Origin of the sequence: Anaerotignum sp. (assembly GCF_051877975.1) — a bacterium.
Classification (GTDB): domain Bacteria; phylum Bacillota; class Clostridia; order Lachnospirales; family Anaerotignaceae; genus Anaerotignum_A.
Genome location: NZ_JBJEJK010000010.1, coordinates 1 through 24,478 on the forward strand (window position 1 = coordinate 1; position 24,478 = coordinate 24,478).

Below are 24,478 nucleotides of genomic sequence, written 5' to 3' on the forward strand. Positions count from 1 at the left end.
CGCCTTCCTCCTCCTTCCACTGGAAGCGGGCGGCGGCAAAGCCCGCGCCACTATGGCCCACGGGGTTCCCTTTTTTTTAAATACAAAAAAAGAGACCATCCTTCGATAGTCTCTCTCTTTACGGAGATGGAGGGATTTGAACGGCCCACCTCGTAACATAGTCGCCTGCTCTCCCTCTCTCCGTTCGCTCGGCATGCTCCTTGTTTCTCGCCTTTCCCGCCTTCCTCCTCCTTCCACCGGAAGCGGGCGGCGGCAAAGCCCGCGCCACTATGGCTCACAGGGTTCCCTTCTTTTTTTAAATACAAAAAAGAGACCATCCTTCGATAGTCTCTCTCTTTACGGAGATGGAGGGATTTGAACCCTCGCGCCACGTGAATGACCTATACCCTTAGCAGGGGCACCTCTTCAGCCTCTTGAGTACATCTCCACAAAATGCCTACTGCAAGAGACAGTATACTACAAGTCAAGATATTTGTCAAATCTTTTTTGCCGGAAAATATAACAAATACTTAAAAATTACAGTGATCCAATTTGAACCGGAAAAGTTCCGGGTTTCCCGAAGGTTATTTTGGTAAATAACAAAAAGGACACCATATATAAATGATGTCCTTCTGTTGATTGCGGAGGCCGGATTTGAACCGACGACCTCCGGGTTATGAGCCCGACGAGCTACCGGACTGCTCTACTCCGCGTTAGTATAAAAAGTGGGCGGAGAAGGATTCGAACCTTCGAAGCTATCGCAACAGATTTACAGTCTGCCCCCTTTGGCCGCTCGGGAATCCACCCACATAAGAAAAAAGCCGATGATCGGACTCGAACCGATAACCTGCTGATTACAAGTCAGCTGCTCTGCCAATTGAGCCACATCGGCGTAACTCGTACTGAGTACAGATGATATATTACCATCGTTTTATCCATCCGTCAAGCAATTTTTTTGCAAAAAAGGCGGTTTTTTTAAAAAAAATGTGCAAATGACCGCAAAATACCAAATAAATAAGACTGCATAAACCGCAAAACCGCCGCCAAACTGGCCAGATAACATCCCAATTCGATGGGCTTCTGCATAAAATTATTTTGCCATTTCGCCGCTGCCATGGCTTCCAGTACCGACTGGATGCACAAAATCAGAAACAACTGCCCCGCCAATGCCAAAAACCCATCCATATTCCTCTCCCCTTTGGAAAATCTTCAATTTATCTTATGAATTACCCCCTTTTCAAATGCGGGATTTGGGTTCATAATAGAAAAAGCAGCTGCAAAAACAGCTGTCCTGCAATTTTTTCTCATGAAAAACAAGTATAGAATCAAATACGAAATAAATTCCTCTAAAGGGAGGTTTTGAAAAATATGAAGAATAAAATCATTAAATATTTTCTAACGCTTTTCAGCGGCATAGGCGCGGTCATCGCCGGTTTGGCGGGCTATCAGCGGCTATGTCTGAAAAAAGCCCAAAAGAAAAAGGATGAGACCCATATGATGGAAACCTATGAAACAGAAGAAGGAACTGTTGCTTACCGTTCTCTTGGCCACGGCAAGCCTCTCCTTCTGGTCCACAGCGTCATGTTGGGGGCATCCTCCCGGGAATGGGATGATGTGATAGATGCCTTGGCGGAGGAATACCATGTTTACGCCATAGACCTGCCCGGCTTCGGCAATTCCTTTTGCCCGAAAAAACCCTGGACGGCATATCAATATGCCGCTTTCCTCCACAGCTTCATTGAACATATCGTGAAACGTCCTGTCTGCTTCTGCGGTGCCAACGCAGGCGCTGATTTCGGCCTGACCCTTTCCCTGCTGCATCCCGAGGATATCCGCCGCATGGTGATGATCTCCCCCGAAGGCATCGGCAAGGGCTTCGCCACAGATGAAGATACAAAGCCCCTTTCCCTGCTGCTGGCCCCCGTGGCAGGCACCCAAAAATTCCTTTTGGGCACCACAAAAAGAAAGATCAAAGCAGCTTTGGAAAACGCTTTCTACGCCAAAGAAACCATTTCCCCGGAATTGGTGCAAAGATATGCTGACGCCGCCCGCTACGGCATCCATGCCCAGGCAACCTTCGCCGGCATCGAAACCAGATTTTACGCCGCCGATACAAAGCCTGCGTTCCAGCAGCTTTCCATTCCCTTTCTGATGATCTGGGGGGAGGAAAATAAGATAAATCCTGTGGAATCTTTCGATACAGCGGAAAAAATGAAGGAATATGGTTCCTTCGCTCTCTTTGAAAAAACTGGCGCTTTGCCCCATATGGAAAACAGCAAGGCATTTTTGGAAAACGTAAAAGATTTTTTGAAATAAGAAATAATAAGAAACAAAGGAGAAACAGAAATGAACTGGACAAAAATTCCCGGCCTTTCCCAAGCGGATATGGAAACCTTTTTCCATAACGCCATGAAGCCCAATTCCGAGCTGAAACACCACGGTGTCATTCCCCGTATGGATCCCCGCTTCGTTTCCTGTGATTTTGAAAAAGGCACCGTAGATATGGCTTTTGATGTGCAGGAATGGGAACTGAATCCGGAAGATATCCTTCACGGCGGCATCACCTCTACAGCGTTGGATACTTCTATGGGGATGCTGGCTCTTTATTATACCCACCTGATCGCCCCTACGGTAGTGACCGTGACCATGAATGTAAGCTATCTGAAGCCTATCACTCCGGGGGACACTTTCCATATACAATGTCAGTTGGATTCCGTTGGGCGCACGCTGGCAACGGTAAAAGCAGAGGTGCGGCTGGAACGGGATGATATTCTGGCATGCATCGCCACAGCCACATTCATGGCTGTCGATGCTTAAGGAGGTGGAAAAATGGAACTGATTACATTAAAAGATGAAATTTCCTCTCAGGAAAATATGGAGCAGTGGCTTTCCCAGCTGGGGCACCCCGATAACCCCATTTCCAATAAGGGCGTGCTGGTGCATCTGGAACCCCATTTTGTTTCCTGTGATTTTGAAAAGAAAGAGGTCTGTATTGCTTTTGAAGCCCTGCCCTGGGAACTGAACCCCGGCGGCAGTCTCCATGGCGGCATCATTATGACCTGCTTCGATGTTTCCTTCGGCCTGACCTGCCATTATTACGCCAAACAACACATGATCACCACCGTCAACCTGACGACCACCTTCCTGAAGCCTGTCCTTCTGGGGGATATGGTGCAGTATCGTGTAAAGATCAACCACCTGGGCCGTACACTGGTCAGCATGGTGGCAGAAAGCTGGGTCAGCCGCAATGGGAAGGATATCCTTGTGGGAACGGCCACAGCAACTTTTATGAAACTGGATAAGATCTTTGAAAGACCGATCTAAAACAAAAATTTATTCCAAGCAAAAAAAGACCTTTGCAAAGGTCTTTTTTGTTTTTCTGCTAGATTTTTTCCTCTCCTCAAAACTCCTGCAGTATCAGGGAACCATCCATGCCGCTGATTTCCACAGCAAAGTTTCTTTTTTCACCATTGCTGTCCACATAAGAAATCCCATACTGGGGAATAGTGCCATGAATGGTCATGCCTGCCAGCAGGGGGCGTTCCGGTGTCAATTCTTCAAGGGCATACAGTTTTTCCGTGGAAAATGTGACCCTTCCGTTTTCTTCCACATTCTCCAGAGAAAGGGACAGCACCTGAAAATCCTTTACAGTGCTTTGGGCCATAAAGACGATTTTTTCCTGGGCTTCCTCCCTATCGGCAAGAAATTCTTCCCAGGCAAGCCCATCCATTTCCACATCCGAAGCAAACAGGGCAGTCACAGGCAATTCTGCCATGCTGCTGCCAGTGAACCCATAGGCGGAAAAAGGCGTCAGTGCGACGCTTTTTGTCTGTTTTGCCAAATCCTCCTGTATCTGCCAAAATTCTTCTTCAGAAAGATCCAGTTCTTCAGAAACGTCCTTTTCCCATGCACCGGAAGTATTATGATAAAACCCGATTTCAGAAAAACTCTCATCTTTTTCATAGGTAAAGTAGTAATCCTCACAAATCAGAGAGGTTCCATCGGGGGAAATGGCATAAGTAGCAAAAATGGCATACATCGCCCCATTGGAGCCCTGATAGAAGAATCTGCCGTCCCCCATAGAAGTATAGCCGCTTCTGCCCCAGCCGGAAAAGGTGCAGCTGGGGATATCCTTCCGGCAGGTATACACCGCATAAATCTCTTTGCCGGAATGGTTGTCCTCCATAGCCCCCACCAATAATTCGGGAATGCCGTCTCCGCTGATATCCGTTATACTGTATCCGATCCGTTCCAGGGCATTTTCCCCTTCCATGGCCCGCACTGCTTCCAATACCCCTTCGCCGCCTTCCAAAGCCGCAGCAGTATCCTCAGAACCAGTGACAATCAAGGTATAAAAACCATCCAAAATATCCCGATAAATCTCTGTATGCTCCCCTTCTTCCGCCATATCGGCAACAGATGTTTCGATGCTTTCCTCCTTCGCGCCGCAGCCCGAAATCATCAACATCCCCGCCATAAGGCATACGCCTAAAAATGCGCTTTTTCTTTTCATGCTTTCCTCCCTAAAACTGCTCTTTTCCAGAAAAACCAAATCTGTTTATCCTTCCTCCGCTCCTCCGGGAACATATCGCAGCAGATCTTCCGTGGTGCAGTCCAAAGCATAGCAAATGCGGGCGAGGATATCCAGATCCATTTTTTCCACTTCCCCCTGATACCATTTATTGACCACCTCAAACCTTGCATCAATCAGCTTTGCCAGCTGGTTTCTGGTGATGCCCCGCTCCTCCATGATCTCCTTTAACCGCAGTTCTACAGAGCCGTAATCGGCACGGATCAAAACAGGTCTTTCCTTCATGCTGTTCCCTCCTGTTTGTAACGTTCTTTAACGTAACTATTATAAAACGCCAACGGGAACAAATCAAGCGGAGATATTCTGGCCGCTGCGGCGGATCCGAATCACAATTTCACAGCCTTCTGCATCCTGCTTATCCTCATAGACCACATCCATACCGGAACGGCGGATGACCTCTACGCTCTGCTTGATGGTATTGGTAAACAGGCGAAAATCCGTGGAGCGGACATATCTTTTTTCCTTTCGCTCTCCTTTTTCCGTAAAACGGGGGCGCATCTGCTCCAAGGTAGCCTCCACCAGTTCTTCTGTTTTTTTCACGTTCATTTCTTCCTGTATCATCTGACTAAGAACCAACAGCCGTGTTTCCTCATCGGGCAGCTTTAAAAGGGCGCGGGCGTGGCGTTCCGTGAAATGATATTCCAAGAGCAGTTTTTTTACGCTATCCTCCAGCTTCAATACCCGCAGCTTATTGGCGATGGAGGACTGGCTTTTGGATAATTTTGCCGCCAATTCCTCCTGGGTCAGGCCATAATCCTCCATCATATTGCGGTAGCCTTCCGCCTCCTCCAGAAAACTCAGATTCTGCCGCTGGATATTTTCAATGAATGCCATAATGGCACTGTCGCTGTCGCTGACCTGCATCAGAATGGCGGGGATCGTTTCCAGGCCTGCCAGTTCCGATGCCCGCAGGCGCCGTTCCCCGGCCACCAATTCATAATAGCCGCCGCTCATTTTCCGGACGGTAATGGGCTGCAAAACGCCGTAGGCTTTGATACTGTCTGATAATTCCTCCAATGCGGCACGGTTAAAGTATTTTCTGGGCTGATAAGGGTTTGAGCGGATTTTATCAATAGGCAGCTGAAAGATGACCTTATCCTTTTTCAAGCGCATTTCCGAAAATTTCAAAACTTCCATAGTATTTCCTCCTTTTTCTGCGAGGCTCTGCCTCGCGCTCCGCAAGGGGGTAACCCCCTTGACCCTATATAGCAAAAAATATCACTGCTTTGCAGTTGGATATTTTTTGCGGATTTTTTCTTTTTTCCATCATAACACGGCTTTTTTCCCGATAGAAAAAAAGCGTTCCACAAAAAAAAGCCCCTATCGACAAAAATCATGTCAATATGAGCTTCTCATCTTATTTTTCCCCGCAAAAGCGTATGCTTTTGCAAATCAGGTCCAGGGCATGATGCCCTGGCAGGGGAATTGGGGACAGCGTCCCCAAGGTTTTAACGCCCTCAAGAAAGAGGGGATTTTTTGATTTTTCCAGCATTGCGGGGGTATTTCTTCGGCGTGGGAGATACCTTCTCGATAAATACTAATTTATGGGAAAGATCGGTGTACGGAATGGCAACATCCCTGATCTCCACCAGCCTGCCGCCCAGCTTCTCCAAGGCACCCTTGGCCTGAGCCACTTCCGCCTCCGCATCGGGGCCTTTCAAGGCCGCCAATCGGCCGCCCACCCGTACAAAAGGCAGGCAATATTCCGACAGAACCGCCAGATTCGCCACAGCCCGGGAAACACAAAGGTCGAATTTCTCCCGGTAATCGGGGTTCTGCCCGCCATCCTCCGCACGGCTGTGGACATAGTTTACGCCATCCAAATGCAGCTGTGTGCCCACTTCCTGCAGGAAACCAATACGCTTCTGCAAAGAATCCAGCAATGTCAGTTCGATTTCCGGACAGGCAATCTTCACAGGCACACCGGGAAAGCCTGCCCCGGTGCCCACATCGATGACCTGCATGCCGTTTTTCCATTCCACCAGAGGCACAAGGCTCAGGCAGTCGGCAAAATGCTTCAGCACAACCTCCCGTTTTTCCGTAATGGCGGTCAGGTTCATTTTTTCATTCCATTCCAGCAGCAGGGAAAGATAGGTCATAAACTGCTCCAACTGGGCTTCACTGAGGGCAACGCCCATCTGGTCACAGCAATCCTTGAGTAATGCTTGATATTCCATGCTCATTCCTTCCCTTCTCTTTCAATGCTGAAAATCTTCCATTTGCCATAGGAATCGGGCTCTGCCACCATACGGAAAGAGAAAATCTCCCCATCCTTCTGATTTCCTGTGACAGAAACCGTGCGGATGCCATTTCTGCTTTCCTCGGCAAAGCAATGGTATTCCTTCAAATCCTTCAAAAAGCCTTCCATTTCCTCATAATCCACCGCTTCCGCTACTCTGCTGGAAAAATAGCCCATGGCCTCCTCCTTTTTCCCGCTTTCTACCGCCTGCAAAAAGGAACGGAGGGTTCCCCTGGGGTTGGGCAGGGAAACATAGGCAGGCTTACGGTTATCGAAAACGGCATCCTCCAAAGAAAAAGTCCCCTTGGGCAGGTGCAGCTTTTTCTCTCCCCGTTTCTCCTGTTTGTTATTTTCATTCCATGGCAGAAAAAATCCTGTCATAGCATCACATCCTATCAATGTTTTCTTTTCATCTGCTCCATATAAATGAGCAATACGGAAATATCCGCAGGGGATACCCCTGTAATGCGGCTGGCCTGCCCCAAGTTTTGGGGGCGGACCAGATTCAGCTTTTGCCTTGCCTCCAAACGGAGCCCCTGAATGGTTTCATAATCCAAATCCATAGGCAGCAGGCGGCCTTCCAGTTTTTTGAACTGTTCCACCTGCTTCAGCTGCTGATCGATATAACCGGCATATTTGATCTGGATATTCACCTGCTCCCGCACATCGGCAGGCAGTTCCGGGCGTTCCGGGTCAATTTCCGCCAAAACGTCATAAGTCAGCTGGGGGCGTTTGATCAGATCGGAAAGGCGGGCGCCATTTTTGATAGGGGCTGTGCCGTATCTTTCCAGCAATGCCAATACAGCCTCGCTGGGGCCCATGGTCACGCCCTGTACCCGTTGGATCTCTTCTTTCACGAGACGTTCCTTTTCCCGCAGGGCCTGATATCTTTCCTCAGAAATCAGACCGATTTTATAGCCGATGGGGGTCAGCCTCTGGTCGGCATTATCCTGCCGCAGCAACAGGCGAAATTCTGCCCGGCTGGTCATCATTCTATAAGGCTCTCTGGTGCCTTTGTTTACGATATCATCGATCAGCACGCCGATATACCCATCGGAACGCTGTAAAATCAGGGGTTCTTTTCCCTGAATATACTGCACCGCATTGATGCCGCCGATGAGCCCTTGAGCCGCTGCTTCTTCGTAACCAGAAGAACCGTTGAACTGGCCTGCACTGAACAGACCGGGGAAATCCTTAAATTCCAAAGAAAGCTTCAGCTGGGTAGCATCGATACAATCGTATTCAATAGCGTAAGCAAAACGAGTGATCTCGCAATGTTCCAAGCCCGGGATGGTACGATACATTTGAATCTGCACATCCTCCGGCAGAGAAGAGCTCATACCCTGAATATACATTTCTTCTGTATTTTCCCCTTCCGGCTCTACGAAAAGCTGATGCCGTTCCTTATCGGCAAAGCGGACGATCTTATCCTCGATGGAAGGACAATAGCGGGGGCCTGTCCCTTCAATGACGCCGCCGAACATGGGAGAACGATGAAGGTTTTCCCGAATGACCTGATGAGTCTTTTCATTGGTATAGGTGAGCCAACAAAGGGCTTGAGGCTTTGCGATATCCTCGGGACTATTTTCAAAGGAGAAGGGCACGATATTTTCATCCCCATACTGGGGCTGCATCTTGCTCAAATCCAGCGAATTTTTATTCATTCTGGCAGGGGTACCTGTTTTAAAGCGGAAAAGGTCGATGCCCATTTCCTTCAGCCTTGCGGAAAGCTTTGTGGCAGGCATCAGGTTATTGGGTCCGCTTTCGGTGATATGCTCCCCTGTCAGGCAACGGGCTTTCATATAAGTACCCATACAAAGCACGACCGCCTTACAGCTATAGACTGCGCCGGAGGCTGTCACCACGCCGCTGACCTTCCCCTCTTCCATAAGGATATCCACGATTTCTGCCTGTTTGATTTTCAAATTTGGTGTATTTTCCAGACGATGCTTCATTTCTGTCTGATAGGCGATTTTATCGGCCTGGGCCCGCAGGGAATAAACCGCAGGGCCTTTGCCCGTATTCAGCATTTTCGTCTGGATATAGGTTTTGTCGATGACCTTGCCCATTTCCCCGCCCAAAGCGTCGATTTCCCGCACCAGATGCCCCTTGGAGCTGCCCCCGATGGAGGGGTTGCAGGGCATCATGGCGATGCTGTCCAGAGAAATGGCAAACATCACCGTATCCATGCCAAGGCGCGCCGCCGCAAGGGCCGCTTCACAGCCGGCATGGCCGCCGCCGATAACGGCAACGTCAATGGTTTCTGCATGATACATATTCAAATTCCTCATTTCTAGGATACAAAACAAATTTTACTCTAATTTTTAATTTTAAAAGAAAAATAGGGAAAACGCAACGGTTTTCCCTGTAAAATCAAGCATTTTCTGTTTTTGCTTCCAAGTCTTTCATGGCTTTTTTAAACTGCCAAGCGAAAAGGATGGCTGTCGTGGTCACGGCAATAAAATCCGCCACCGGCTCTGCCAAAAATACCGCCATATCCTTTTTCTCGAAGAAATGGGGCAAAATATAGATCAGGGGAATCAGCAGAATGATCTTCCTGTAGATCGCCAAAAACAGAGAGGTTTTCGCATTCCCGATGGCGATAAAGGTCTGCTGGCAGGCAATCTGAATCCCCATCAGGGCACTGGTGGCCATAAAGATCCGCAATGCCCAAACCGTATAATCCAAAAATGCTGCATCCTCCGCAAAAAGCATGGCCAGCGGGCGGGGGAACAGCATAATGATGAGCCACAATGCCGCAGAATAGCCCAAAGAACATTTCAGCAGGATAGAAAAAGATTCCCGCACCCGTTCCGGCTGCTTTGCGCCGAAATTATAGCCGGTGATAGGCTGGGCCCCTTGGGAAAGACCGGTCAGGGGCAGCATGGAAAACTGCATCATGCTGGTGAGAATCGTCATGGCACCTACCGCCGTATCCCCGCCATATTTCAGCAGAGAGGAATTGAAGCAGACATTCAAAATACTTTCCGTTGCCTGCATCACAAAAGGACTCAGCCCCAACAGGATACAGGGGAAAATGGTCTTTCCCCGCAGACGCAGATTTTTCAGCTGCAATTTTAAAATGGTCTGTTTTCCCAACAGGAAGGTCAGCACCCAAATGGCAGAAAGGGCCTGGGAAATGACCGTAGCCAAAGCTGCCCCCTTAACCCCCATGCCGAAAAAGAAAATAAAAATCGGATCCAGGATAATATTGGTCACCGCACCGATGAGGGTAGTTTTCATACTGATTTTTGCAAAGCCCTGGGCCGTAATAAAGGCATTCAAGCCCAAGGTCAGCTGAACAAAAATCGTCCCAAAGGAATAGATATGCATATAATCCATAGCATAGCCGATGGTATTTTCACTGGCGCCAAAGGTCAGCAAAAAGGGCTCCGCAAAGAACAGGAATACCACTGTCAATGTGAGAGAAATCAGAACCAGCAGAGCTGTACAGTTTCCCAAAATGCGCTCCGCTTCTTCCTTGTCATTCCGCCCCAGCATGATGGACGCCCGGGGAGCGCCTCCCATGCCCGCCAGCATGGCAAAAGCAGAAATCAGCATAATCAAGGGCATACAAACCCCTACCCCCGTCAGGGATAATTTCCCCGTCACCGGGATATGCCCAATATAGATACGGTCAACGATGTTATATAATACATTTACAATCTGGGCTGTGATGGCCGGCACTGCCAGCTTCCACAGCAGTTTTTTGATAGGCTTTACGCCCAATTCATTCTCCAAAATTTTCCACCTCTTTTTTTATGGGGCCTTGTTTTCAAGCAGGATTTATTTCGCAAGCCTTGCTCCTTCGGAGCAACCGCCGCATCTGTTCGGCGGTGCGTACCTCATCCCCCGCCCCATTTGCAGAAACTATCGTTTCTGCCGAAACTCTTTTATCTCATATTTCATTATCTATACAATTCCGTTCTTCTCAAATTGGTATAGGGCTTTCTATTCCGTGTCTCTTTTGCACCTGCCAGATCCACTTCCGCATAAAGGATGATTTCGGAATCATCCGCCAGTGCAACAGTATTGCCGTTATAATCGGAAACGATGGATTCACCGGAGAAATCCATAGTATCCTCCAGCCCAACCCGATTGCACATTGCCACATTGACAACGCTCTGGAAGGCCTGAATTTTGATTTCCCATTGGAACAGCTCCGAAGGCTCATCCTTGGTATTGGCTGTAGGCACAATAATCAGCTCCGCCCCATTCAGGGCAGAGGTACGGATGCTTTCGGGGTAATGTCTGTCGAAGCAGACCACGATGCCTACCTTGCCAAATTTGGTATCGAACACCTGAAAGCTTTCCTCGGAAGGAGTGTAATAATCCTGTTCATAGAATTTTTCCGCTTGGGCGATATGCACCATCTTTTGCTTGCCGATGATTTCACCCTTATCGTCCATAAGCAGGCTCATGTCGTAACGCTTGCCATTTTCTTCGATATAAAAATTGGGGGAAGCATAAATCCCGTTTTCCTTGCAGGCAGCGCAGATACCTTTTACATAAGGGCTGTCTAAATGCAGTACAGCATCGTCCACATTTTTCCCTTCATATTGGGGAAAGAAAGGCGTCAGCTGCACTTCCGGAAAGCAAACAAGGTCTGCCCCTCCCTTTGCCGCTTCTGCTATCAGTTCCAGGGATTTATGATAATTCTGCTCCATATCAGGAGCCATTTTCATTTGTGCCAATGCAATCTTCATATCCATACAACTCCTATCTTTTGTAAAAAATTATTTTCCTAAACAGAACTTGGTAAAGATTCTATCGATAATCTCTTCATCACTGGTGTCCCCGGTGATTTCGCCCAAGGCACGGTTGGCATCCTGAAGATCCATAGAAATGAAATCCTCCGGCATCCGCATGGTAATGGTCTCCATGCAATGTTCCATGGCCTCTTTGGCACGGTACAGGGCATCCTTATGGCGGGTATTCCCCAACAGGGCATCCTCCGCCGTGGCCGTATGTCCATCCAAAAACATATTTTTCAACGCATCAATGAGGCGGTCGAAGCCCTGATTTTTCTTCACGGAAATGAACAAAATCTGTTCCTTTGGCACAAAGCTTTCCAGCTCTTCCAGAGACAGCTTCTGTTCCAAATCCACCTTATTCAGCAGTACAATGGTCTTTTTCTCCTTGATAAAGGAAAGGATTTCTTTATCCTCCTCCTCCAAGGGACGGGAGGCATCCAGCATCATAATGACCAAATCGGCATTTTCCGCATAGGCCTTAGATTTTTCCACACCCATGCGCTCCACCACGTCGCCCGTTTCCCGAATCCCTGCTGTATCTACGATTTTGATGGGGATACCGTCAATATTCAAATATTCTTCTACGGTATCACGGGTGGTGCCGGGGATATCGGTCACGATGGCCCGATCCTCCTCCAGCAGCCAGTTCAGAAGAGAGGATTTCCCAACATTGGGCTTGCCAACGATAACCGTCTGCAGGCCTTCCCGGATGATTTTCCCCCGGTCTGCCCCTTCCAGCAGTTTTTCCATCTGGGCCAACAGCTTCGCTGCACCCTTTTCCATGTTGCCATAGGTCTCGTCCTCAATATCATAATCGGGATAATCGATGACCGCTTCGATGGAGGCGATCATATCCAGAATTTCCTCCCGCATTTCTCTGACTGCTGTTTTCAGCCGGCCTTCCAGCTGATTCACCGCCGCCTGCCGGGATAATTCCGTTTTAGAATGGATCAGGTCGATGACGGCTTCTGCTTGGGTCAGGTCGATCCGTCCGTTTAAAAACCCACGCTTGGTAAATTCCCCGGGCTCCGCCAGACGGGCACCGGTTTTCAATACTGCTTCCAATACCCTTCTGGTCACCAGAGAACCACCGTGGCAGTTGATCTCCACAATATCCTCTTTGGTATAGGTATGGGGTGCCCTCATAACAGAAACAAGGACTTCATCGATAACTTCGCCGCCCTTGCCATCGGTGATCTTCCCATAGGACAGGGTATGAGTGGCTTTTTCCGTCAATTTTTTCTTACCGATAAAGATATCATCCGCCATGGCGATACAGCCCGCTCCGCTCATACGGACAATGCCGATGCCGCCAACACCCATGGGCGTGGAAATGGCCGCGATGACATCGTCTAACATATATTCTCTTTTCATCGTTAACCTCTTTTCTTGGGACTCCGTCCCAAACCCTGCCAGGGAAATGATTTCCCTGGATCCTCATTTGCAAAAGCTTCGCTTTTGCGAAGAAATTTACAAAGAAACCCGATGTAATAAATTTACAACGGGTTTCAAAACTTTCATTATTTCAATGTGATTACAACGTTACGATAAGGTTCTTCCCCTTCGCTGTATGTTGTCACGAAACGATCATTCTGCAATGCGGAATGGATAATTCTTCTTTCGTAAGGGTTCATAGGTTCCAGAACTACATTTCTCTTTGTATGTTTTACCTTTTTCGCCAGGTTGAACGCCAGGCTTTCCAGGGTTTCTTTTCTTCTCTGACGGTAATTTTCCGTATCCAGCATTACGCTGATATAATAAGGGCTTTTCTTATTGACAACCAGATTTACCAGATACTGCAGCGCATCCAATGTCTGGCCTCTTTTGCCGATGAGGATCCCCATATCATCCCCTGTCAATTCGATGAACAGGTGTTTATCCTTCAGTTCTGTTTTGATCTTCACGATCAGGCCCATGGAAAGGAAAACTTCCTTCAGGAAAGTTTCTGCTTCCTTTTCAGGGTTAAAGTTTTTCTTCACCAGAACTACAGCATCCTTGCCGCCGAACATCCCCAAAAAGCCTTTAGAGCCTTCATCGATAACTGTGATATCCACTTCTTCCCTTGTTGCGCCCAATTCAGCCAGTGCAGCTGCAACGGCATCATCTACAGTTTTTGCGCTTTTTCTGATTTCTTCCATTACTGTGCTGCCTCCTCTGCAAATTTCTTTTTATAATATTTCTGCAGGACTACCTGCTGGATGATACCAAAGATATTACTGATCGTCCAGTACAGACCCAAACCTGCGGGCATGGAAATCGCAAAGAAGCCCATCATGATAGGCATCATATACAGCATGGATTTAGACATGGCTGCCGCCGGGTTATTGGGGTCATTCTGCTGAGGGTTCATCATCATCATGATCTTAGACTGCAGATATGTTGTCACACCGGCAGCGATGGGGATGATAATGCCAGGGAAAGAAAGACCTGCTTTACTTACCAGAGGAATGGTCAGGAAGGTTTCAATATTATTTTTGGTTTCCAGCAGAGGCGCCAAAGCATCCCCGGCAGAACCCAGATTCTGCAGGATCACTGCCCAGTCATCCGCTTTCAGGTAATTCACCAGCATGGTGATATCGCCCACCTGGCTCATATCAAAACCATCTTTGATGATGGCCACATTTTTGTAAGTATCCACAAATTCCTGAGCAAAGGGCTGGAATACTTCCATTCTGAGGGTTGTCGGAATGTTGATGATCGCATTGGCGATATCTGTATAATTTGCGCCGATAACATCTACATAAACGTATGCATTCTGGAACAGATAGAACAATGCATACAGGATAGGCAGCTGGATCAGCATAGGCAGACAGCCGCCCATCATGCTTACGCCGCTGTTTTTCTGCAGTTCCTGCATTTCAAAAGCCATGCGCTGCTGAGACATTTGGTCTGTCTTGCCTTCATATTTCTTTCTGATCTTCTGAAGTTCCGGCTGCAGCTGCTGCATCTTAAAAGAAGATTTCTGCTGCTTTACCATCAGAGGGAACAGAATCAGTTTCACGATCAATGTAAAAATAATGATAGCCAGACCAAGGGAACCTGCGCTTGTGCTGCTGTGAAGCAATTCAAAAAGCATGTTGTATACTTTCCCCATCAGGTTAGCCACAGGTCCGATGATCACACCGGGCTCTCTTACGGAAGGCAGTGCTTCCAGTAAATAGGAATGTAACATTTTTTCCTCCTTAAACAAACAATACGAGATCTTCGCCCCGAAGGACAGTTATTTTTTCTTTTCCGGAACAGGATCATACCCGCCTTCGTGGAAAGGATGGCATTTCAAAAGCCGCCGCACGGCAAGATACGTGCCCTTTATCGCACCGTGTCTGGATATGGCGATATACGCATATTGGGAGCATGTCGGCGTGAACCGACAGCAAGGCCTGAAATGGGGAGAGATCGCTGCCTGATAAAACCGGATCAACAACAAAAACAGTTTTTGAAACATTTCATTATTCCACTTCTTTTCCGTTTTCTGCTTCTAATTTATCCTGACGGTCCTTTCTTTCAGACACGCTCAGCAGAAGCTGTTGTTTTTTGAAAAGATGCCGCAAAGAACGGCACACCTCATGATAGGAAGCATCAGCGCAGGAAACACGGGCAATGACCACCATATCATACCCCGTTTTGATCTCCTCTTCCATACTGCGGTAGCTTTCCCGAATCAGGCGTGTCACATGGGAACGGACAACGCTTTTGCCCACCTTTTTGCTGACAGAAATGCCCAGCTTATTCCCCTGTGTCCCGTTTTTGACCAAATACAATACCAAATGGCGGTTGGCGATGGATCTGCCTCTGTTATATACATGGCGGAACTGAAAATTTTTTTTCAAAGATTCTGTATGTTTCATCGGCACAACCTCCTTTGCGGCCCGCTGAAAAAATCTTCCATGACGAACAAAAGGCCACACGAAAAACTCTGCGGCCTTAAAATAAACAGGAAAAGATTATGCGGATAATACTTTTCTACCTTTTTTTCTTCTTGCAGCAAGCACTTTTCTACCGTTTGCTGTTCTCATTCTTTTTCTGAAGCCATGTTCTCTGCTTCTCTGTCTTTTCTTAGGCTGGAATGTCATTTTCATGGTTGTTGCACCTCCTTCAATTTCCGGGTTCTGCTCACCCTTTTTATGAGCACTGCCCCTATTATAGTAAAAAAAGCAATGCTCGTCAAGAAAAAATTTTCCCCGGAAGGCGCGTATTTATTGGATTTGTCCACATTTCCACAGGAAATTTTCGAAAATTTTTTCGACAAAAAGGTATATTTAGATTTTTTGAGACTGGATTTACTATATCTTGTATACGGCATCGAGGGACAATTTTTTTGGACAAGTTTTTCGTTGAACCTGTGGATAACTTTTGTTATACTAGAACCAAGCATGCCCTTTTGCAATTCCACAGGTTTCACAATTCCTATATTATGTTATCCACAATCTGTTGACAACTCTGTTGATAACTTTTCCCAGCTTGTATAAAAAGCTGTGAATCCTTTCCCCAGAGGAACCGCTTTTGGCTTGATGACAGCCCCATTGACAGCTATGTGGAATTTGTGCAGAAGGGAAAAAAGAAAACCTGTTCATAACTTTAAAAAAGAAGGATGTCATATCTTGTTTTTCACAGAGATATCCAAAGAAACTGTGGATAACAGAAGGGTTCATCCACAGACAGGAAAAATATAGGAGGGAAAGAAATGGAATTGAAACAAATCTGGGAAGAAGCTCTCAAAATTATTGAAGAAGAGACTTCACCCGTTAGCTTTGAAACATGGATTCAGCCCATCATCCCCTGCGGCATTGATGGCAATCAGCTGATCCTGCAGGTTGAAAACGCATTTTTCAAAGAAATGCTGGAAAAGAGAAACCTGCCCATTATCCGAAATGCAGTCAAATTCGTGACAAAAAACGAATATGAAATCGTTATCACTACAGAAGAAGAACAGAAGGCCGGCGGTTTTGGCAAGCATAATCTGGTAAAAGAAAAGAAAACAGAAAATGAGCTGGCAAAAAACCTGAACCCGAAATATGTCTTTGATTCTTTCGTTGTCGGCAACAGCAACCGTATGGCCCATGCCGCTTCCCTGGCTGTTGCGGAAGCCCCTGCCCAAGCCTATAATCCTCTGTTTTTATACGGAAATTCCGGCTTAGGCAAAACCCATCTGATGCATTCTATCGGTCATTATATTTTGGATAAAAACCCCGATGCGAAAGTACTTTACGTTACCAGCGAAACCTTTACCATTGAGCTGATCAACTCTATCCAGAATAATAAAAACGAAGAATTCCGCAATAAATACCGCAATATTGATGTGCTGATGATTGACGATATCCAGTTTATTTCCAAAAAAGAAGGGACACAGGAAGAATTTTTCCATACCTTCAACGCATTATATGAATCCAATAAACAGATCATCATATCTTCCGACCGTCCCCCCAAAGAGATCAAAACACTGGAAGACCGACTGCGCAGCCGTTTCGAATGGGGTTTGATCGCCGATGTACAGCCCCCCGATTATGAAACTAGGATTGCCATTTTAAAGAAAAAAGCAGAACGGGATAACCTTGTGGTTCCCGATGATGTTATGGCCTATATCGCCAAAAATATTGCTTCCAATATCCGAGAACTGGAAGGGGCATTGACCAGGATCGTAGCCTTTGCCACCCTGACCAATCAGGATATTTCCATTGCTCTGGCGGAAAATAGCCTGAAGGATATCTTCAGCGAACATTCCTCCGCCCCCCTGACGCCGGAATTGATCCAGCAGGTGGTGGCAGAGCATTATAATATCCGGGTGGAGGATATTCAGGGCAGCAAAAAGCCTAAGAATATCGCCTTCCCCAGACAGGTATCCATGTATCTTTGCAGAAAGCTGCTGGATATTTCCCTGCCGAAAATCGGCGAAAGCTTCGGCGGCAGAGACCATACCACGGTTATTTATGCTATCTCGAAAATCGAGAAACAGCTGGAAACCGATACCGCATTGCAGAAAACCATCCTGCAGCTGGAAAAAGACATTAAAGAGGCATAAGACCTTGAGGGTTTCCCCCTCAAACTCCCACCAAGGGGGTCACCCCCTTGGAGCCCAATACGAAAAAGCTATCGCTTTTTCAAAGGAAAATCAGGAAATATGCGCCGCAGGCGAATAAAAGTTTTTGTCTCACTTTTTTCAAAAAGTGAGTAGGGTTTGGGGCAACGCCCCATAAAACTTACCTCAAGCGTGTTTTTGAAGGGGTTTAAGGGGAAACTTTTCACAAGTGAAAAAAGTTTTCCCTCTATATAAAATACCTTTCCACAACACTCCTGTAAAATTCCTCTGGACAAATTGTGGATAACCTTGTCCCCTTTCCCCCTTCTGTGGAAAACGTGGACAACCCCTATCCTTATTTCCACTTATCCACAGGGTTTTCCAAGATGTTTTTTCCTTGATTTTTGGGGCATCCCTCGGTTTTCCACAAACCCACAGCCCCTACTACTGCTACTACTGATTCCATTATTTTTATTTTATTTATATCTGTGAACAAAGGAGTTGTACACAATCATGAAGTTAACATGCAGCAAAGATCTGCTTCTGCAGTACATCAACATTGTAAACAAAGCGGTTTCCAACCGCACCACTCTGCCCATTTTGGAATGTATTTTATTGACAGCCGATGAAAGGGGCTTTGTGATGACCGGGAATGACCTGGAAATCGGCATCAAAACAGCGCCTATCGAAGCAGAAATTTCCGAAAAAGGCGAGGTTGCCATTGAAGCCCGTATCTTCAACGAAATCGTCCGTCGCTTGAATGGGGAATCTGTCACCATTGAAACTGATGATAAATTTGCCGTAAACATCCTCAGCGGTACCTCCGAATTTCAGATCATGGGGCAGAGCGGCGATGATTTTCCCAGCCTGCCAGAAGTGGAACAGGAAAAAATCTATTCCATGGAACAGGCGAAGCTGCGGGATATGATCCGTCAGACCATTTTTTCCATTGCACAGGATGGCTCTAAGCCTGTCCTGACTGGGGAATTATTTGAGTTGAGTGATACCTCTGTGCATGTTGTTTCTGTAGATGGCTATCGTATTTCCTTCCGGAGAAACGACCTGCTCACGGGCAGCGGGGAAACAGAAGTGATCGTTCCGGGAAAAACCTTGGCCGAACTGAATAAAATCCTTTCGCAGGAAGAGGAAGATACCCTTTCCATCTACCTGACAGAAAAACATATCCTCTTTGATCTGGGAACAGCTGTCATGGTATCCCGCCTGATCGAAGGCGATTTTATCCGCTATGCCCAGTCCTTCTCCGATGATTACAAAACAAAAATGATCATCGATAAAAGTGAACTGATCCAGGCTCTGGAACGGGCTTCTCTGGTTTCCAGAGATAATAGAAAAACCCCTGTCCGCCTGATGATTCATGGCGGCGGTATGGATATCACCGCCAGAAGTGATATGGGGACTGCCCATGAAAGTGTATCTGCAGAAGTGGAAGGGGATGACCTGACCATTGCCTTTAACCCCAGATATCTGATCGAAGCACTGCGTTCTATCGAGGAGGATTCTGTGAAGATGATCTTCATGGCATCCCTCAGCCCCTGCACCATCCTGCCTGTGGAAGGCGATGCTTTTAAATATTTGATTTTACCTTTGAGAATGTAAAAGAGATTGCTGGAGAAACTTTTTTCACTTGTGAAAAGTTTCCCCAGACCCCTTCAAAAACACGCTTGTGGGCAATTCTTTTTGTGAGGCTCTGACTCACACTCCGCAAGGGGTTACCCCCCTTGACCCGATTTGCCTTCGGCGTGAATGATTTTATTTCTCGCAGAAACGATAGTTTCTGCAAATAAGGTCAAGGGCATTATGCCCTTGCAGGGGTTATAGGGGGCAGAGCCCCCTAAAAAGGAGGTTACGAAAATGGAAAAAATTTATATTCATACTGAGTTTATTAAACTACAGCAGGCTTTGAAGCTGGCCGGCCTGGTGGATCAAGGTTCCGATGTGAAATTTTATCTGTCCGAAGGGATGGTAACAGTCAATGGCGCAATCGCCACAGAGCGGGGCAAAAAAATCCGCCCCGGTGATGTCATCGAACTGAAGGGGGTTGGCCGCGTGGAAGTGGCGGCAGAAGAATAAACAGAAGTTTATTGATACGAAAGAAGAGAGGAGTACGTTTATGGGGCACAAAGCAAGGATGGAATTGATCGCATCTATGGTGATTTTCGGCACCATTGGCATCTTTGTGCGATATATTCCCCTGCCTTCCAGCTTGATCGCCGTGGTGCGGGGCTTTGTGGGCGCTCTATTCGTGCTTCTTTTTCTTTTTTTGAAAAAAAGCAGTCCCAATGGCAGGGCAATTCAGGAAAATTTTATCCTGCTGGCTCTTTCCGGCATTTTTATCGGTATCAACTGGATATTATTGTTTGAATCCTATCACTATACCACCGTTGCCACAGCTACCCTTTGCTACTATATGCAGCCGATTTTCGTCCTGTTGGCTTCGCCTTTTCTGTTAAAGGAAACGCTGACAGTGAGAAAAGTCCTTTGTGTGGCGGTTGCGTTGGTGGGAATGGTGTTTGTTTCCGGGGTCATCCAAACGGGGATCCCTTCCTTTTCTGAGGCAAGGGGCATTCTTTTTGGCTTGGGGGCAGCGTTGTTTTATGCGGCTGTGGTGCTGATGAATCAAAAGATCACCGATATTTCTGCCTATGATAAGACTTTTGTGCAGCTGGGTACCGGGGCTGTTGTTCTGCTGCCCTATGTGCTTTTGACCCAGGAACTGGGAGAAGTGCGTTCTGCTCTAACGCCCTTTGTTTTGGCTATGTTGCTGTTGGTAGGCATTATTCATACGGGAGTGGCCTATATTTTGTATTTCGCTTCCATGAAGGATTTGAAAGCCCAGACCATCGCTATTTTCAGCTATATTGACCCTATCGTGGCGATCTTGCTTTCTGCCCTGCTGCTGAAAGAAAATATGGGTATTTTTGGCGTGGTTGGCGCCGTACTGGTGCTGGGGTCTACCTTTATCAGTGAGTTACCGGAAAGAGAAAAATACTAAACAAGTGTTTATAAAAATATAGGAGTGGTTTCATGTTTACAAAACCGAAAAGCGGTTGGACGGATATCCTCTTGGGAGATTTTGAAGGCCTTGGCAGCTATATTCAGGATGTGCCCGTGGAAGTGATGGATGCCTGCATCTGTGCTTTGCGGGATGGCGTTCCTGTGGAATTATATTTCGATGAGGAAGGTTCCGAATTTACTTTGACTGCCGATGAAACAGTAAAAATCGTTGCCCAAGGCTATTATGGCCCCGAGAAATATGAGGTGAAGCTTTCCAAGCTGGAATTGATTCAGGAAATCCTGGAGGATATGGAAAAATTCTTCGAGGATTGGGTGGAATGGCCAGCGGAATACGCCTTTTTTGAGGACGATGAGAAAGAAGCGAAGCAGGCTTTTTATGATGAAAGAGTGATTTTGCTGCAGGGGTTGCTGCAGGAATTGCGGGAAGAACTGGCAAAACAGAGTTGATTTACATAATATTTTATATCGAAAAATCAACTGATTCATATTTATGAATTGCAGGTGAATAAAAATGTATATCACAGAGGTTTCCCTTCAGGGGTTTCGGAACCTTGCACAACTGAAAATCGAACCATCCCGGGGGATCAATGTGATTTACGGCAGCAACGCCCAGGGAAAGACTAATTTTCTGGAATCCATCTATTTTTGTGCCATGGGTCGTTCTATGCGGGGCAAAAGCGATCAGCAGCTCATCCATTTCGATGCAGAGGAAAGCCATATCCGTATGATGGTACAGCGGAAAAATTGCTATGATCGGATCGATGTCCATTTGAAGCAGAATGAAAAAAAGGGGATTGCCGTCAATGGCCTGCCGGTGCGAAAACTTGGCGACCTTTTTGGGACATTGTATGCCGTTATTTTTTCTCCGGAGGATTTATCTATTGTGAAGGATGGCCCGGGGGAGCGCCGTCGGTTTCTGGATATGGAGCTTTGCCAGCTGAGCAAGGTCTATTATTATGATTTGCAGCAGTATCATCGCATTTTAAAGCAGCGAAACAATCTGTTGAAGGAGATTCAGAAAAAGCCGGACTTGGCAGAGACCCTTTTTGTTTGGGATGCCCAAATGGCGGAATACGGTGAGCGCATCATTTCCGCCAGAAAGCGTTTTCTCCTTCGGCTGGATGAAATTGCGGCGAAAAAGCTTTCCAGGCTGACAGGGGGCAGGGACCATTTGCACACCGGTTATAAGCCAAACTGCGAGGAAGGGATGCTGGCAGAAAAGCTGCGGCGGAATCTGGACAGGGATATTTATTTTGGTGCCACCCAAAGCGGCCCCCATAAGGATGATGTGATCTTTTCCATTAATGGAAGGGAAGTAAAGGTCTATGGTTCTCAGGGGCAGCAAAGGACAACGGCCTTGGCGGCCCGCTTGGCGGAAATCGACCTGATTCGGGAAGAAACCGGGGAGGAACCTGTTCTCCTGCTGGATGATGTATTTTCTGAATTGGATGAAAGACGGCAGAAATTCCTGTTGGAATCCATCGGCGGCCTGCAGGCTTTTGTGACCTGCACCGGCATCGAGGATTCTGTGAAAAAATATATTGCAAAAGATAACCTGTTTTATGTGGAAAATGGGATCATTACGCCCCAGGGAAATAAGTTGGGATAAGGACACTACATATTGTGGTGTCTTTTTTCAATGGTTTTGTTTTTTTCTGTATCCCCTCTAAATTATAAGGAAGGAATTTTTTAAAAAAATCCATGGAAAATCATTAGAAAACGTTGAAAAATCAATGAAAAAATGGTATAATTATATCAAAATTTTTATGTTTGTTTTTTTAGAAGGAAAGAGACCACATATATGGCCTTCTTTTTTCTTGTAAAGAACAAAATAGGATAAGCAAAGGAAACTTCTGTTTCACGGCTGGTTTCTTTTGTTTCAGAATAAATTGACCGAAAGAGAGGGATTTGATGTCATCCGAATATAATGCAAATCAAATTCAGGTCTTAGAGGGGTTGGAGGCTGTCCGCAAGCGTCCCGGTATGTATATTGGCTCCACCAGCTCCAAGGGTCTGCATCATTTGGTTTATGAAATCGTAGATAATTCCGTGGATGAAGCTCTTGCCGGCTTCTGCAATGAAATCACTGTAAAGATTCATCCCGATAATTCCATTTCCGTTATGGATAATGGCCGTGGGATCCCTGTGGATATCAATGAACAGAAGGGCATGTCCGCTTTGGAAATGGTATTTACCATCCTCCACGCCGGCGGGAAATTCGGTGGCGGCGGATATAAGGTTTCCGGCGGGCTGCACGGCGTAGGTGCTTCTGTTGTCAATGCCCTTTCTACAGAGCTGACCGTGCAGGTACACAGAGACGGCAAGATCCATCAGCAGAAATATTGCAGAGGCGATGTGGTCAGCCCTTTGACTATCGTGGGGGAAACAGATATCACAGGCACCTATGTCCATTTCCTGCCCGATGATACGATTTTCGAGGAAACGGTTTTTGATTATGATATCCTGAAACAGCGTTTCCGGGAAACAGCTTTCCTGACAAAGGGGCTGAAGATCAATCTCATCGACCTGCGGGAAGGCATGGAACAAAGTCAATCCTTCCATTATGAAGGCGGTATCAAGGAATTTGTCAGCTTCTTAAATCAGAGCCGTCAGCCCTTGTATGAAACGATTTTCTATGCTTCCGGGGAGAAGGACGGCGTGCTGGTGGAAGTGGCTTTTCAGCATAATGATGGCTTTACAGAAAGCATTTTCACTTTCGTCAATAATATCAATACCCCCGATGGCGGTACCCATTTGGTGGGCTTCAAATCCGGCCTGACAAAAACATTGAATGATTACGGCAAAAAAATCGGCATTATTAAGGATGCAGATAAAAAGCTTTCCGGGGAGGACGTCCGGGAAGGCATCACAGCTGTTGTCAGCATTAAGGTGGAAGATCCTCAGTTTGAAGGGCAGACAAAGGCAAAGCTGGGCACCAGTGAAGCAAAAGCCGCTGTAGAAAGCGTTCTCAGCGAATATCTGACCTATTTCCTGGAGGAAAATCCCAATATCGGCAAAATCATTATCGAAAAGGGGATGATGGCTTCCAGAGCCAGAGACGCCGCCAGAAAGGCAAGGGAACTGGTGCGCCGCAAAACAGGTCTGGAAAATACCCGTATGCCCGGGAAACTGACCGATTGTACCAGCAGAGATCCTTATGAATGTGAAATCTATATCGTCGAAGGGAATTCCGCCGGCGGCTCTGCCATCAAGGCCAGAGACCCGAAGACCCAGGCTGTCCTGCCCCTGCGCGGGAAGATTCTGAATGTGGAAAAGGCAAGATTGGACAGAATTTTGAATTCCGAAGAAATCAGAAATATGATTACTGCCTTTGGTACAGGCATTTCCGAGGATTTTGATATTGAAAAGCTGCGCTACCATAAAATCGTGATTATGACTGATGCCGATGTAGACGGTGCCCATATCCGTACCCTGCTGCTGACCTTCTTCTATCGCTATATGCCCCAGCTCATCGAAGAGGGAAAGGTTTATATCGCCCAGCCCCCTCTCTATCGTGTGGAAAAGAATAAACAGCATTATTATGTTTATGACGATATCCAGCTGGAGGCATTGTATCAGGAAATCGGCAGAACCGGCATTAAGGAAGTACAGCGGTATAAAGGTCTGGGGGAAATGGACTTCGACCAGCTGCGGGATACCACGATGGCGGTGGAACATCGTATTTTGAAATTGGTTACCATCGATGACGCAGTGCTGGCAGATCAGATTTTCAGTATGCTGATGGGGGATGAAGTAGAGCCTAGAAAAATCTTCATCGAGGAAAATGCCCAGTACGCTGAGATGGATTTTTAAGACCGTGGGGCGCTGCCCCACCACCCTGCAAGGGGGTCACCCCCTTGACC

Annotated in this window: 26 protein-coding genes and 4 tRNA genes; 11 read left to right on the top strand and 19 right to left on the bottom strand. The window is 46.9% G+C overall.

The annotated features are described in order from the left end of the window. Positions 1–339 precede the first annotated feature (339 nt). The 5 genes from ACI39P_RS01060 to ACI39P_RS01080 all read right to left on the bottom strand — a co-directional run bounded on the left by ACI39P_RS01060 (position 340) and on the right by ACI39P_RS01080 (position 1,164). Positions 340–427, bottom strand: a tRNA-Ser gene (locus ACI39P_RS01060). A 191-nt stretch (positions 428–618) separates the two neighbouring features. Beyond that, positions 619–692 (bottom strand) — tRNA-Met (locus ACI39P_RS01065). A 13-nt stretch (positions 693–705) separates the two neighbouring features. Continuing rightward, positions 706–786 (bottom strand) — tRNA-Tyr (locus tag ACI39P_RS01070). Positions 787–798: 12 nt separating this feature from the next. Next, a tRNA-Thr gene (locus ACI39P_RS01075) sits at positions 799–871 on the bottom strand. Between the two features lie 83 nt (positions 872–954). Continuing rightward, the gene (locus tag ACI39P_RS01080) at positions 955–1,164 is read right to left on the bottom strand and encodes a hypothetical protein (RefSeq protein WP_439718868.1); all 210 of its coding nucleotides are present in this window, start codon (positions 1,162–1,164) and stop codon (positions 955–957) included. A gap of 183 nt (positions 1,165–1,347) precedes the next feature. Between ACI39P_RS01080 and ACI39P_RS01085 the strand changes: the two genes are divergently transcribed. From ACI39P_RS01085 to ACI39P_RS01095, 3 genes are read left to right on the top strand one after another with little or no spacing between them, the layout of a single operon-like run. Continuing rightward, positions 1,348–2,295 (top strand): alpha/beta fold hydrolase, encoded by a 948-nt coding sequence (locus ACI39P_RS01085; RefSeq protein ID WP_439718869.1) that lies wholly within the window; start codon positions 1,348–1,350, stop codon positions 2,293–2,295. A gap of 30 nt (positions 2,296–2,325) precedes the next feature. Next, complete coding sequence (locus tag ACI39P_RS01090) at positions 2,326–2,796, top strand: hotdog domain-containing protein (RefSeq protein WP_439718870.1); 471 nt, start codon at positions 2,326–2,328, stop codon at positions 2,794–2,796. A gap of 12 nt (positions 2,797–2,808) precedes the next feature. After that, positions 2,809–3,303: a hotdog domain-containing protein gene (locus ACI39P_RS01095; protein WP_439718871.1), complete on the top strand. Its 495-nt coding sequence runs from the start codon at positions 2,809–2,811 to the stop codon at positions 3,301–3,303. A 76-nt stretch (positions 3,304–3,379) separates the two neighbouring features. Here ACI39P_RS01095 and ACI39P_RS01100 read toward each other — a convergent pair whose 3' ends face one another. From ACI39P_RS01100 to noc, 3 genes are all read right to left on the bottom strand, one after another. Further along, positions 3,380–4,492: an integrin alpha gene (locus ACI39P_RS01100; RefSeq protein WP_439718872.1), complete on the bottom strand. Its 1,113-nt coding sequence runs from the start codon at positions 4,490–4,492 to the stop codon at positions 3,380–3,382. A 45-nt stretch (positions 4,493–4,537) separates the two neighbouring features. Further along, positions 4,538–4,795, bottom strand: a complete 258-nt coding sequence (locus tag ACI39P_RS01105; protein ID WP_439718873.1) for a helix-turn-helix domain-containing protein — start codon at positions 4,793–4,795, stop codon at positions 4,538–4,540. A gap of 63 nt (positions 4,796–4,858) precedes the next feature. Next, positions 4,859–5,707: a nucleoid occlusion protein gene (noc, locus tag ACI39P_RS01110; protein WP_439718874.1), complete on the bottom strand. Its 849-nt coding sequence runs from the start codon at positions 5,705–5,707 to the stop codon at positions 4,859–4,861. A 58-nt stretch (positions 5,708–5,765) separates the two neighbouring features. Between noc and ACI39P_RS01115 the strand changes: the two genes are divergently transcribed. Continuing rightward, positions 5,766–6,050 carry a hypothetical protein gene (locus ACI39P_RS01115; RefSeq protein WP_439718875.1) on the top strand — a complete coding sequence of 95 codons (285 nt, stop codon included), beginning with the start codon at positions 5,766–5,768 and terminating at the stop codon, positions 6,048–6,050. On the opposite strand, the gene rsmG is transcribed toward ACI39P_RS01115, so the two are convergent. From rsmG to rpmH, 11 genes are all read right to left on the bottom strand, one after another. After that, entirely contained in the window at positions 6,028–6,747 is a 720-nt protein-coding gene (gene rsmG / locus ACI39P_RS01120; RefSeq protein ID WP_439718876.1) for a 16S rRNA (guanine(527)-N(7))-methyltransferase RsmG, read from the bottom strand. The two genes, ACI39P_RS01115 and rsmG, sit on opposite strands and share 23 nt — an antisense overlap. A 2-nt stretch (positions 6,748–6,749) precedes the next feature. Next, on the bottom strand, positions 6,750–7,190 hold the full coding sequence (locus ACI39P_RS01125; RefSeq protein ID WP_439718877.1) for a hypothetical protein: 441 nt from the start codon (positions 7,188–7,190) through the stop codon (positions 6,750–6,752). A gap of 14 nt (positions 7,191–7,204) precedes the next feature. After that, on the bottom strand, positions 7,205–9,085 hold the full coding sequence (mnmG, locus tag ACI39P_RS01130) for a tRNA uridine-5-carboxymethylaminomethyl(34) synthesis enzyme MnmG (RefSeq protein ID WP_439718878.1): 1,881 nt from the start codon (positions 9,083–9,085) through the stop codon (positions 7,205–7,207). A gap of 97 nt (positions 9,086–9,182) precedes the next feature. After that, positions 9,183–10,550, bottom strand: coding sequence for an MATE family efflux transporter (locus ACI39P_RS01135; RefSeq protein ID WP_439718879.1), 1,368 nt, complete (start codon positions 10,548–10,550; stop codon positions 9,183–9,185). A gap of 167 nt (positions 10,551–10,717) precedes the next feature. Continuing rightward, complete coding sequence (locus tag ACI39P_RS01140) at positions 10,718–11,515, bottom strand: carbon-nitrogen hydrolase family protein (RefSeq protein ID WP_439718880.1); 798 nt, start codon at positions 11,513–11,515, stop codon at positions 10,718–10,720. 30 nt (positions 11,516–11,545) lie between these two features. Then, complete coding sequence (gene mnmE / locus ACI39P_RS01145) at positions 11,546–12,937, bottom strand: tRNA uridine-5-carboxymethylaminomethyl(34) synthesis GTPase MnmE (RefSeq protein ID WP_439718881.1); 1,392 nt, start codon at positions 12,935–12,937, stop codon at positions 11,546–11,548. 146 nt (positions 12,938–13,083) lie between these two features. Then, a complete protein-coding gene (jag, locus tag ACI39P_RS01150) occupies positions 13,084–13,701 on the bottom strand; it encodes an RNA-binding cell elongation regulator Jag/EloR (RefSeq protein WP_439718882.1) in 618 nt (205 codons plus the stop codon). Next, positions 13,701–14,735, bottom strand: coding sequence for a membrane protein insertase YidC (locus ACI39P_RS01155; RefSeq protein WP_439718883.1), 1,035 nt, complete (start codon positions 14,733–14,735; stop codon positions 13,701–13,703). The genes jag and ACI39P_RS01155 overlap by 1 nt, the downstream gene beginning before the upstream one ends. Before the next feature lie 48 nt (positions 14,736–14,783). After that, positions 14,784–15,008: a membrane protein insertion efficiency factor YidD gene (yidD, locus tag ACI39P_RS01160; protein ID WP_439718884.1), complete on the bottom strand. Its 225-nt coding sequence runs from the start codon at positions 15,006–15,008 to the stop codon at positions 14,784–14,786. Between the two features lie 4 nt (positions 15,009–15,012). Continuing rightward, complete coding sequence (gene rnpA, locus ACI39P_RS01165) at positions 15,013–15,411, bottom strand: ribonuclease P protein component (RefSeq protein WP_439718885.1); 399 nt, start codon at positions 15,409–15,411, stop codon at positions 15,013–15,015. A 96-nt stretch (positions 15,412–15,507) separates the two neighbouring features. Further along, the gene (gene rpmH / locus ACI39P_RS01170) at positions 15,508–15,642 is read right to left on the bottom strand and encodes a 50S ribosomal protein L34 (protein WP_290715678.1); all 135 of its coding nucleotides are present in this window, start codon (positions 15,640–15,642) and stop codon (positions 15,508–15,510) included. A 605-nt stretch (positions 15,643–16,247) separates the two neighbouring features. Between rpmH and dnaA the strand changes: the two genes are divergently transcribed. The 7 genes from dnaA to gyrB all read left to right on the top strand — a co-directional run bounded on the left by dnaA (position 16,248) and on the right by gyrB (position 24,428). Continuing rightward, positions 16,248–17,582, top strand: coding sequence for a chromosomal replication initiator protein DnaA (gene dnaA, locus ACI39P_RS01175; RefSeq protein ID WP_439718886.1), 1,335 nt, complete (start codon positions 16,248–16,250; stop codon positions 17,580–17,582). A gap of 510 nt (positions 17,583–18,092) precedes the next feature. Continuing rightward, the gene (gene dnaN, locus ACI39P_RS01180) at positions 18,093–19,196 is read left to right on the top strand and encodes a DNA polymerase III subunit beta (RefSeq protein WP_439718887.1); all 1,104 of its coding nucleotides are present in this window, start codon (positions 18,093–18,095) and stop codon (positions 19,194–19,196) included. Between the two features lie 255 nt (positions 19,197–19,451). Then, positions 19,452–19,670, top strand: coding sequence for an RNA-binding S4 domain-containing protein (locus tag ACI39P_RS01185; RefSeq protein WP_439718888.1), 219 nt, complete (start codon positions 19,452–19,454; stop codon positions 19,668–19,670). Between the two features lie 40 nt (positions 19,671–19,710). Beyond that, positions 19,711–20,592, top strand: coding sequence for an EamA family transporter (locus ACI39P_RS01190; RefSeq protein WP_439718889.1), 882 nt, complete (start codon positions 19,711–19,713; stop codon positions 20,590–20,592). Positions 20,593–20,624: 32 nt separating this feature from the next. Continuing rightward, on the top strand, positions 20,625–21,062 hold the full coding sequence (locus tag ACI39P_RS01195) for a hypothetical protein (protein ID WP_439718890.1): 438 nt from the start codon (positions 20,625–20,627) through the stop codon (positions 21,060–21,062). Positions 21,063–21,126: 64 nt separating this feature from the next. After that, on the top strand, positions 21,127–22,224 hold the full coding sequence (gene recF, locus ACI39P_RS01200; protein WP_439718891.1) for a DNA replication/repair protein RecF: 1,098 nt from the start codon (positions 21,127–21,129) through the stop codon (positions 22,222–22,224). 302 nt (positions 22,225–22,526) lie between these two features. Continuing rightward, the gene (gene gyrB / locus ACI39P_RS01205; RefSeq protein WP_439718892.1) at positions 22,527–24,428 is read left to right on the top strand and encodes a DNA topoisomerase (ATP-hydrolyzing) subunit B; all 1,902 of its coding nucleotides are present in this window, start codon (positions 22,527–22,529) and stop codon (positions 24,426–24,428) included. Positions 24,429–24,478 lie beyond the last annotated feature (50 nt).

Bases quoted from the DNA above. Each gene is read 5' to 3' on its own strand.
- ACI39P_RS01100 (WP_439718872.1), bottom strand. From the start codon at position 4,492: ATGAAAAGAAAAAGCGCATTTTTAGGCGTATGCCTTATGGCGGGGATG.
- jag (WP_439718882.1), bottom strand. From the start codon at position 13,701: ATGGAAGAAATCAGAAAAAGCGCAAAAACTGTAGATGATGCCGTTGCA.
- ACI39P_RS01080 (WP_439718868.1), bottom strand. From the start codon at position 1,164: ATGGATGGGTTTTTGGCATTGGCGGGGCAGTTGTTTCTGATTTTGTGC.
- yidD (WP_439718884.1), bottom strand. From the start codon at position 15,008: ATGTTTCAAAAACTGTTTTTGTTGTTGATCCGGTTTTATCAGGCAGCG.
- dnaN (WP_439718887.1), top strand. From the start codon at position 18,093: ATGAAGTTAACATGCAGCAAAGATCTGCTTCTGCAGTACATCAACATT.
- ACI39P_RS01190 (WP_439718889.1), top strand. From the start codon at position 19,711: ATGGGGCACAAAGCAAGGATGGAATTGATCGCATCTATGGTGATTTTC.
- ACI39P_RS01140 (WP_439718880.1), bottom strand. From the start codon at position 11,515: ATGAAGATTGCATTGGCACAAATGAAAATGGCTCCTGATATGGAGCAG.
- ACI39P_RS01095 (WP_439718871.1), top strand. From the start codon at position 2,809: ATGGAACTGATTACATTAAAAGATGAAATTTCCTCTCAGGAAAATATG.
- ACI39P_RS01125 (WP_439718877.1), bottom strand. From the start codon at position 7,190: ATGACAGGATTTTTTCTGCCATGGAATGAAAATAACAAACAGGAGAAA.
- mnmG (WP_439718878.1), bottom strand. From the start codon at position 9,085: ATGTATCATGCAGAAACCATTGACGTTGCCGTTATCGGCGGCGGCCAT.
- dnaA (WP_439718886.1), top strand. From the start codon at position 16,248: ATGGAATTGAAACAAATCTGGGAAGAAGCTCTCAAAATTATTGAAGAA.
- rsmG (WP_439718876.1), bottom strand. From the start codon at position 6,747: ATGGAATATCAAGCATTACTCAAGGATTGCTGTGACCAGATGGGCGTT.
- ACI39P_RS01090 (WP_439718870.1), top strand. From the start codon at position 2,326: ATGAACTGGACAAAAATTCCCGGCCTTTCCCAAGCGGATATGGAAACC.
- rpmH (WP_290715678.1), bottom strand. From the start codon at position 15,642: ATGAAAATGACATTCCAGCCTAAGAAAAGACAGAGAAGCAGAGAACAT.
- gyrB (WP_439718892.1), top strand. From the start codon at position 22,527: ATGTCATCCGAATATAATGCAAATCAAATTCAGGTCTTAGAGGGGTTG.
- recF (WP_439718891.1), top strand. From the start codon at position 21,127: ATGTATATCACAGAGGTTTCCCTTCAGGGGTTTCGGAACCTTGCACAA.
- ACI39P_RS01105 (WP_439718873.1), bottom strand. From the start codon at position 4,795: ATGAAGGAAAGACCTGTTTTGATCCGTGCCGATTACGGCTCTGTAGAA.
- ACI39P_RS01085 (WP_439718869.1), top strand. From the start codon at position 1,348: ATGAAGAATAAAATCATTAAATATTTTCTAACGCTTTTCAGCGGCATA.
- ACI39P_RS01185 (WP_439718888.1), top strand. From the start codon at position 19,452: ATGGAAAAAATTTATATTCATACTGAGTTTATTAAACTACAGCAGGCT.
- ACI39P_RS01155 (WP_439718883.1), bottom strand. From the start codon at position 14,735: ATGTTACATTCCTATTTACTGGAAGCACTGCCTTCCGTAAGAGAGCCC.
- mnmE (WP_439718881.1), bottom strand. From the start codon at position 12,937: ATGAAAAGAGAATATATGTTAGACGATGTCATCGCGGCCATTTCCACG.
- rnpA (WP_439718885.1), bottom strand. From the start codon at position 15,411: ATGAAACATACAGAATCTTTGAAAAAAAATTTTCAGTTCCGCCATGTA.
- ACI39P_RS01195 (WP_439718890.1), top strand. From the start codon at position 20,625: ATGTTTACAAAACCGAAAAGCGGTTGGACGGATATCCTCTTGGGAGAT.
- noc (WP_439718874.1), bottom strand. From the start codon at position 5,707: ATGGAAGTTTTGAAATTTTCGGAAATGCGCTTGAAAAAGGATAAGGTC.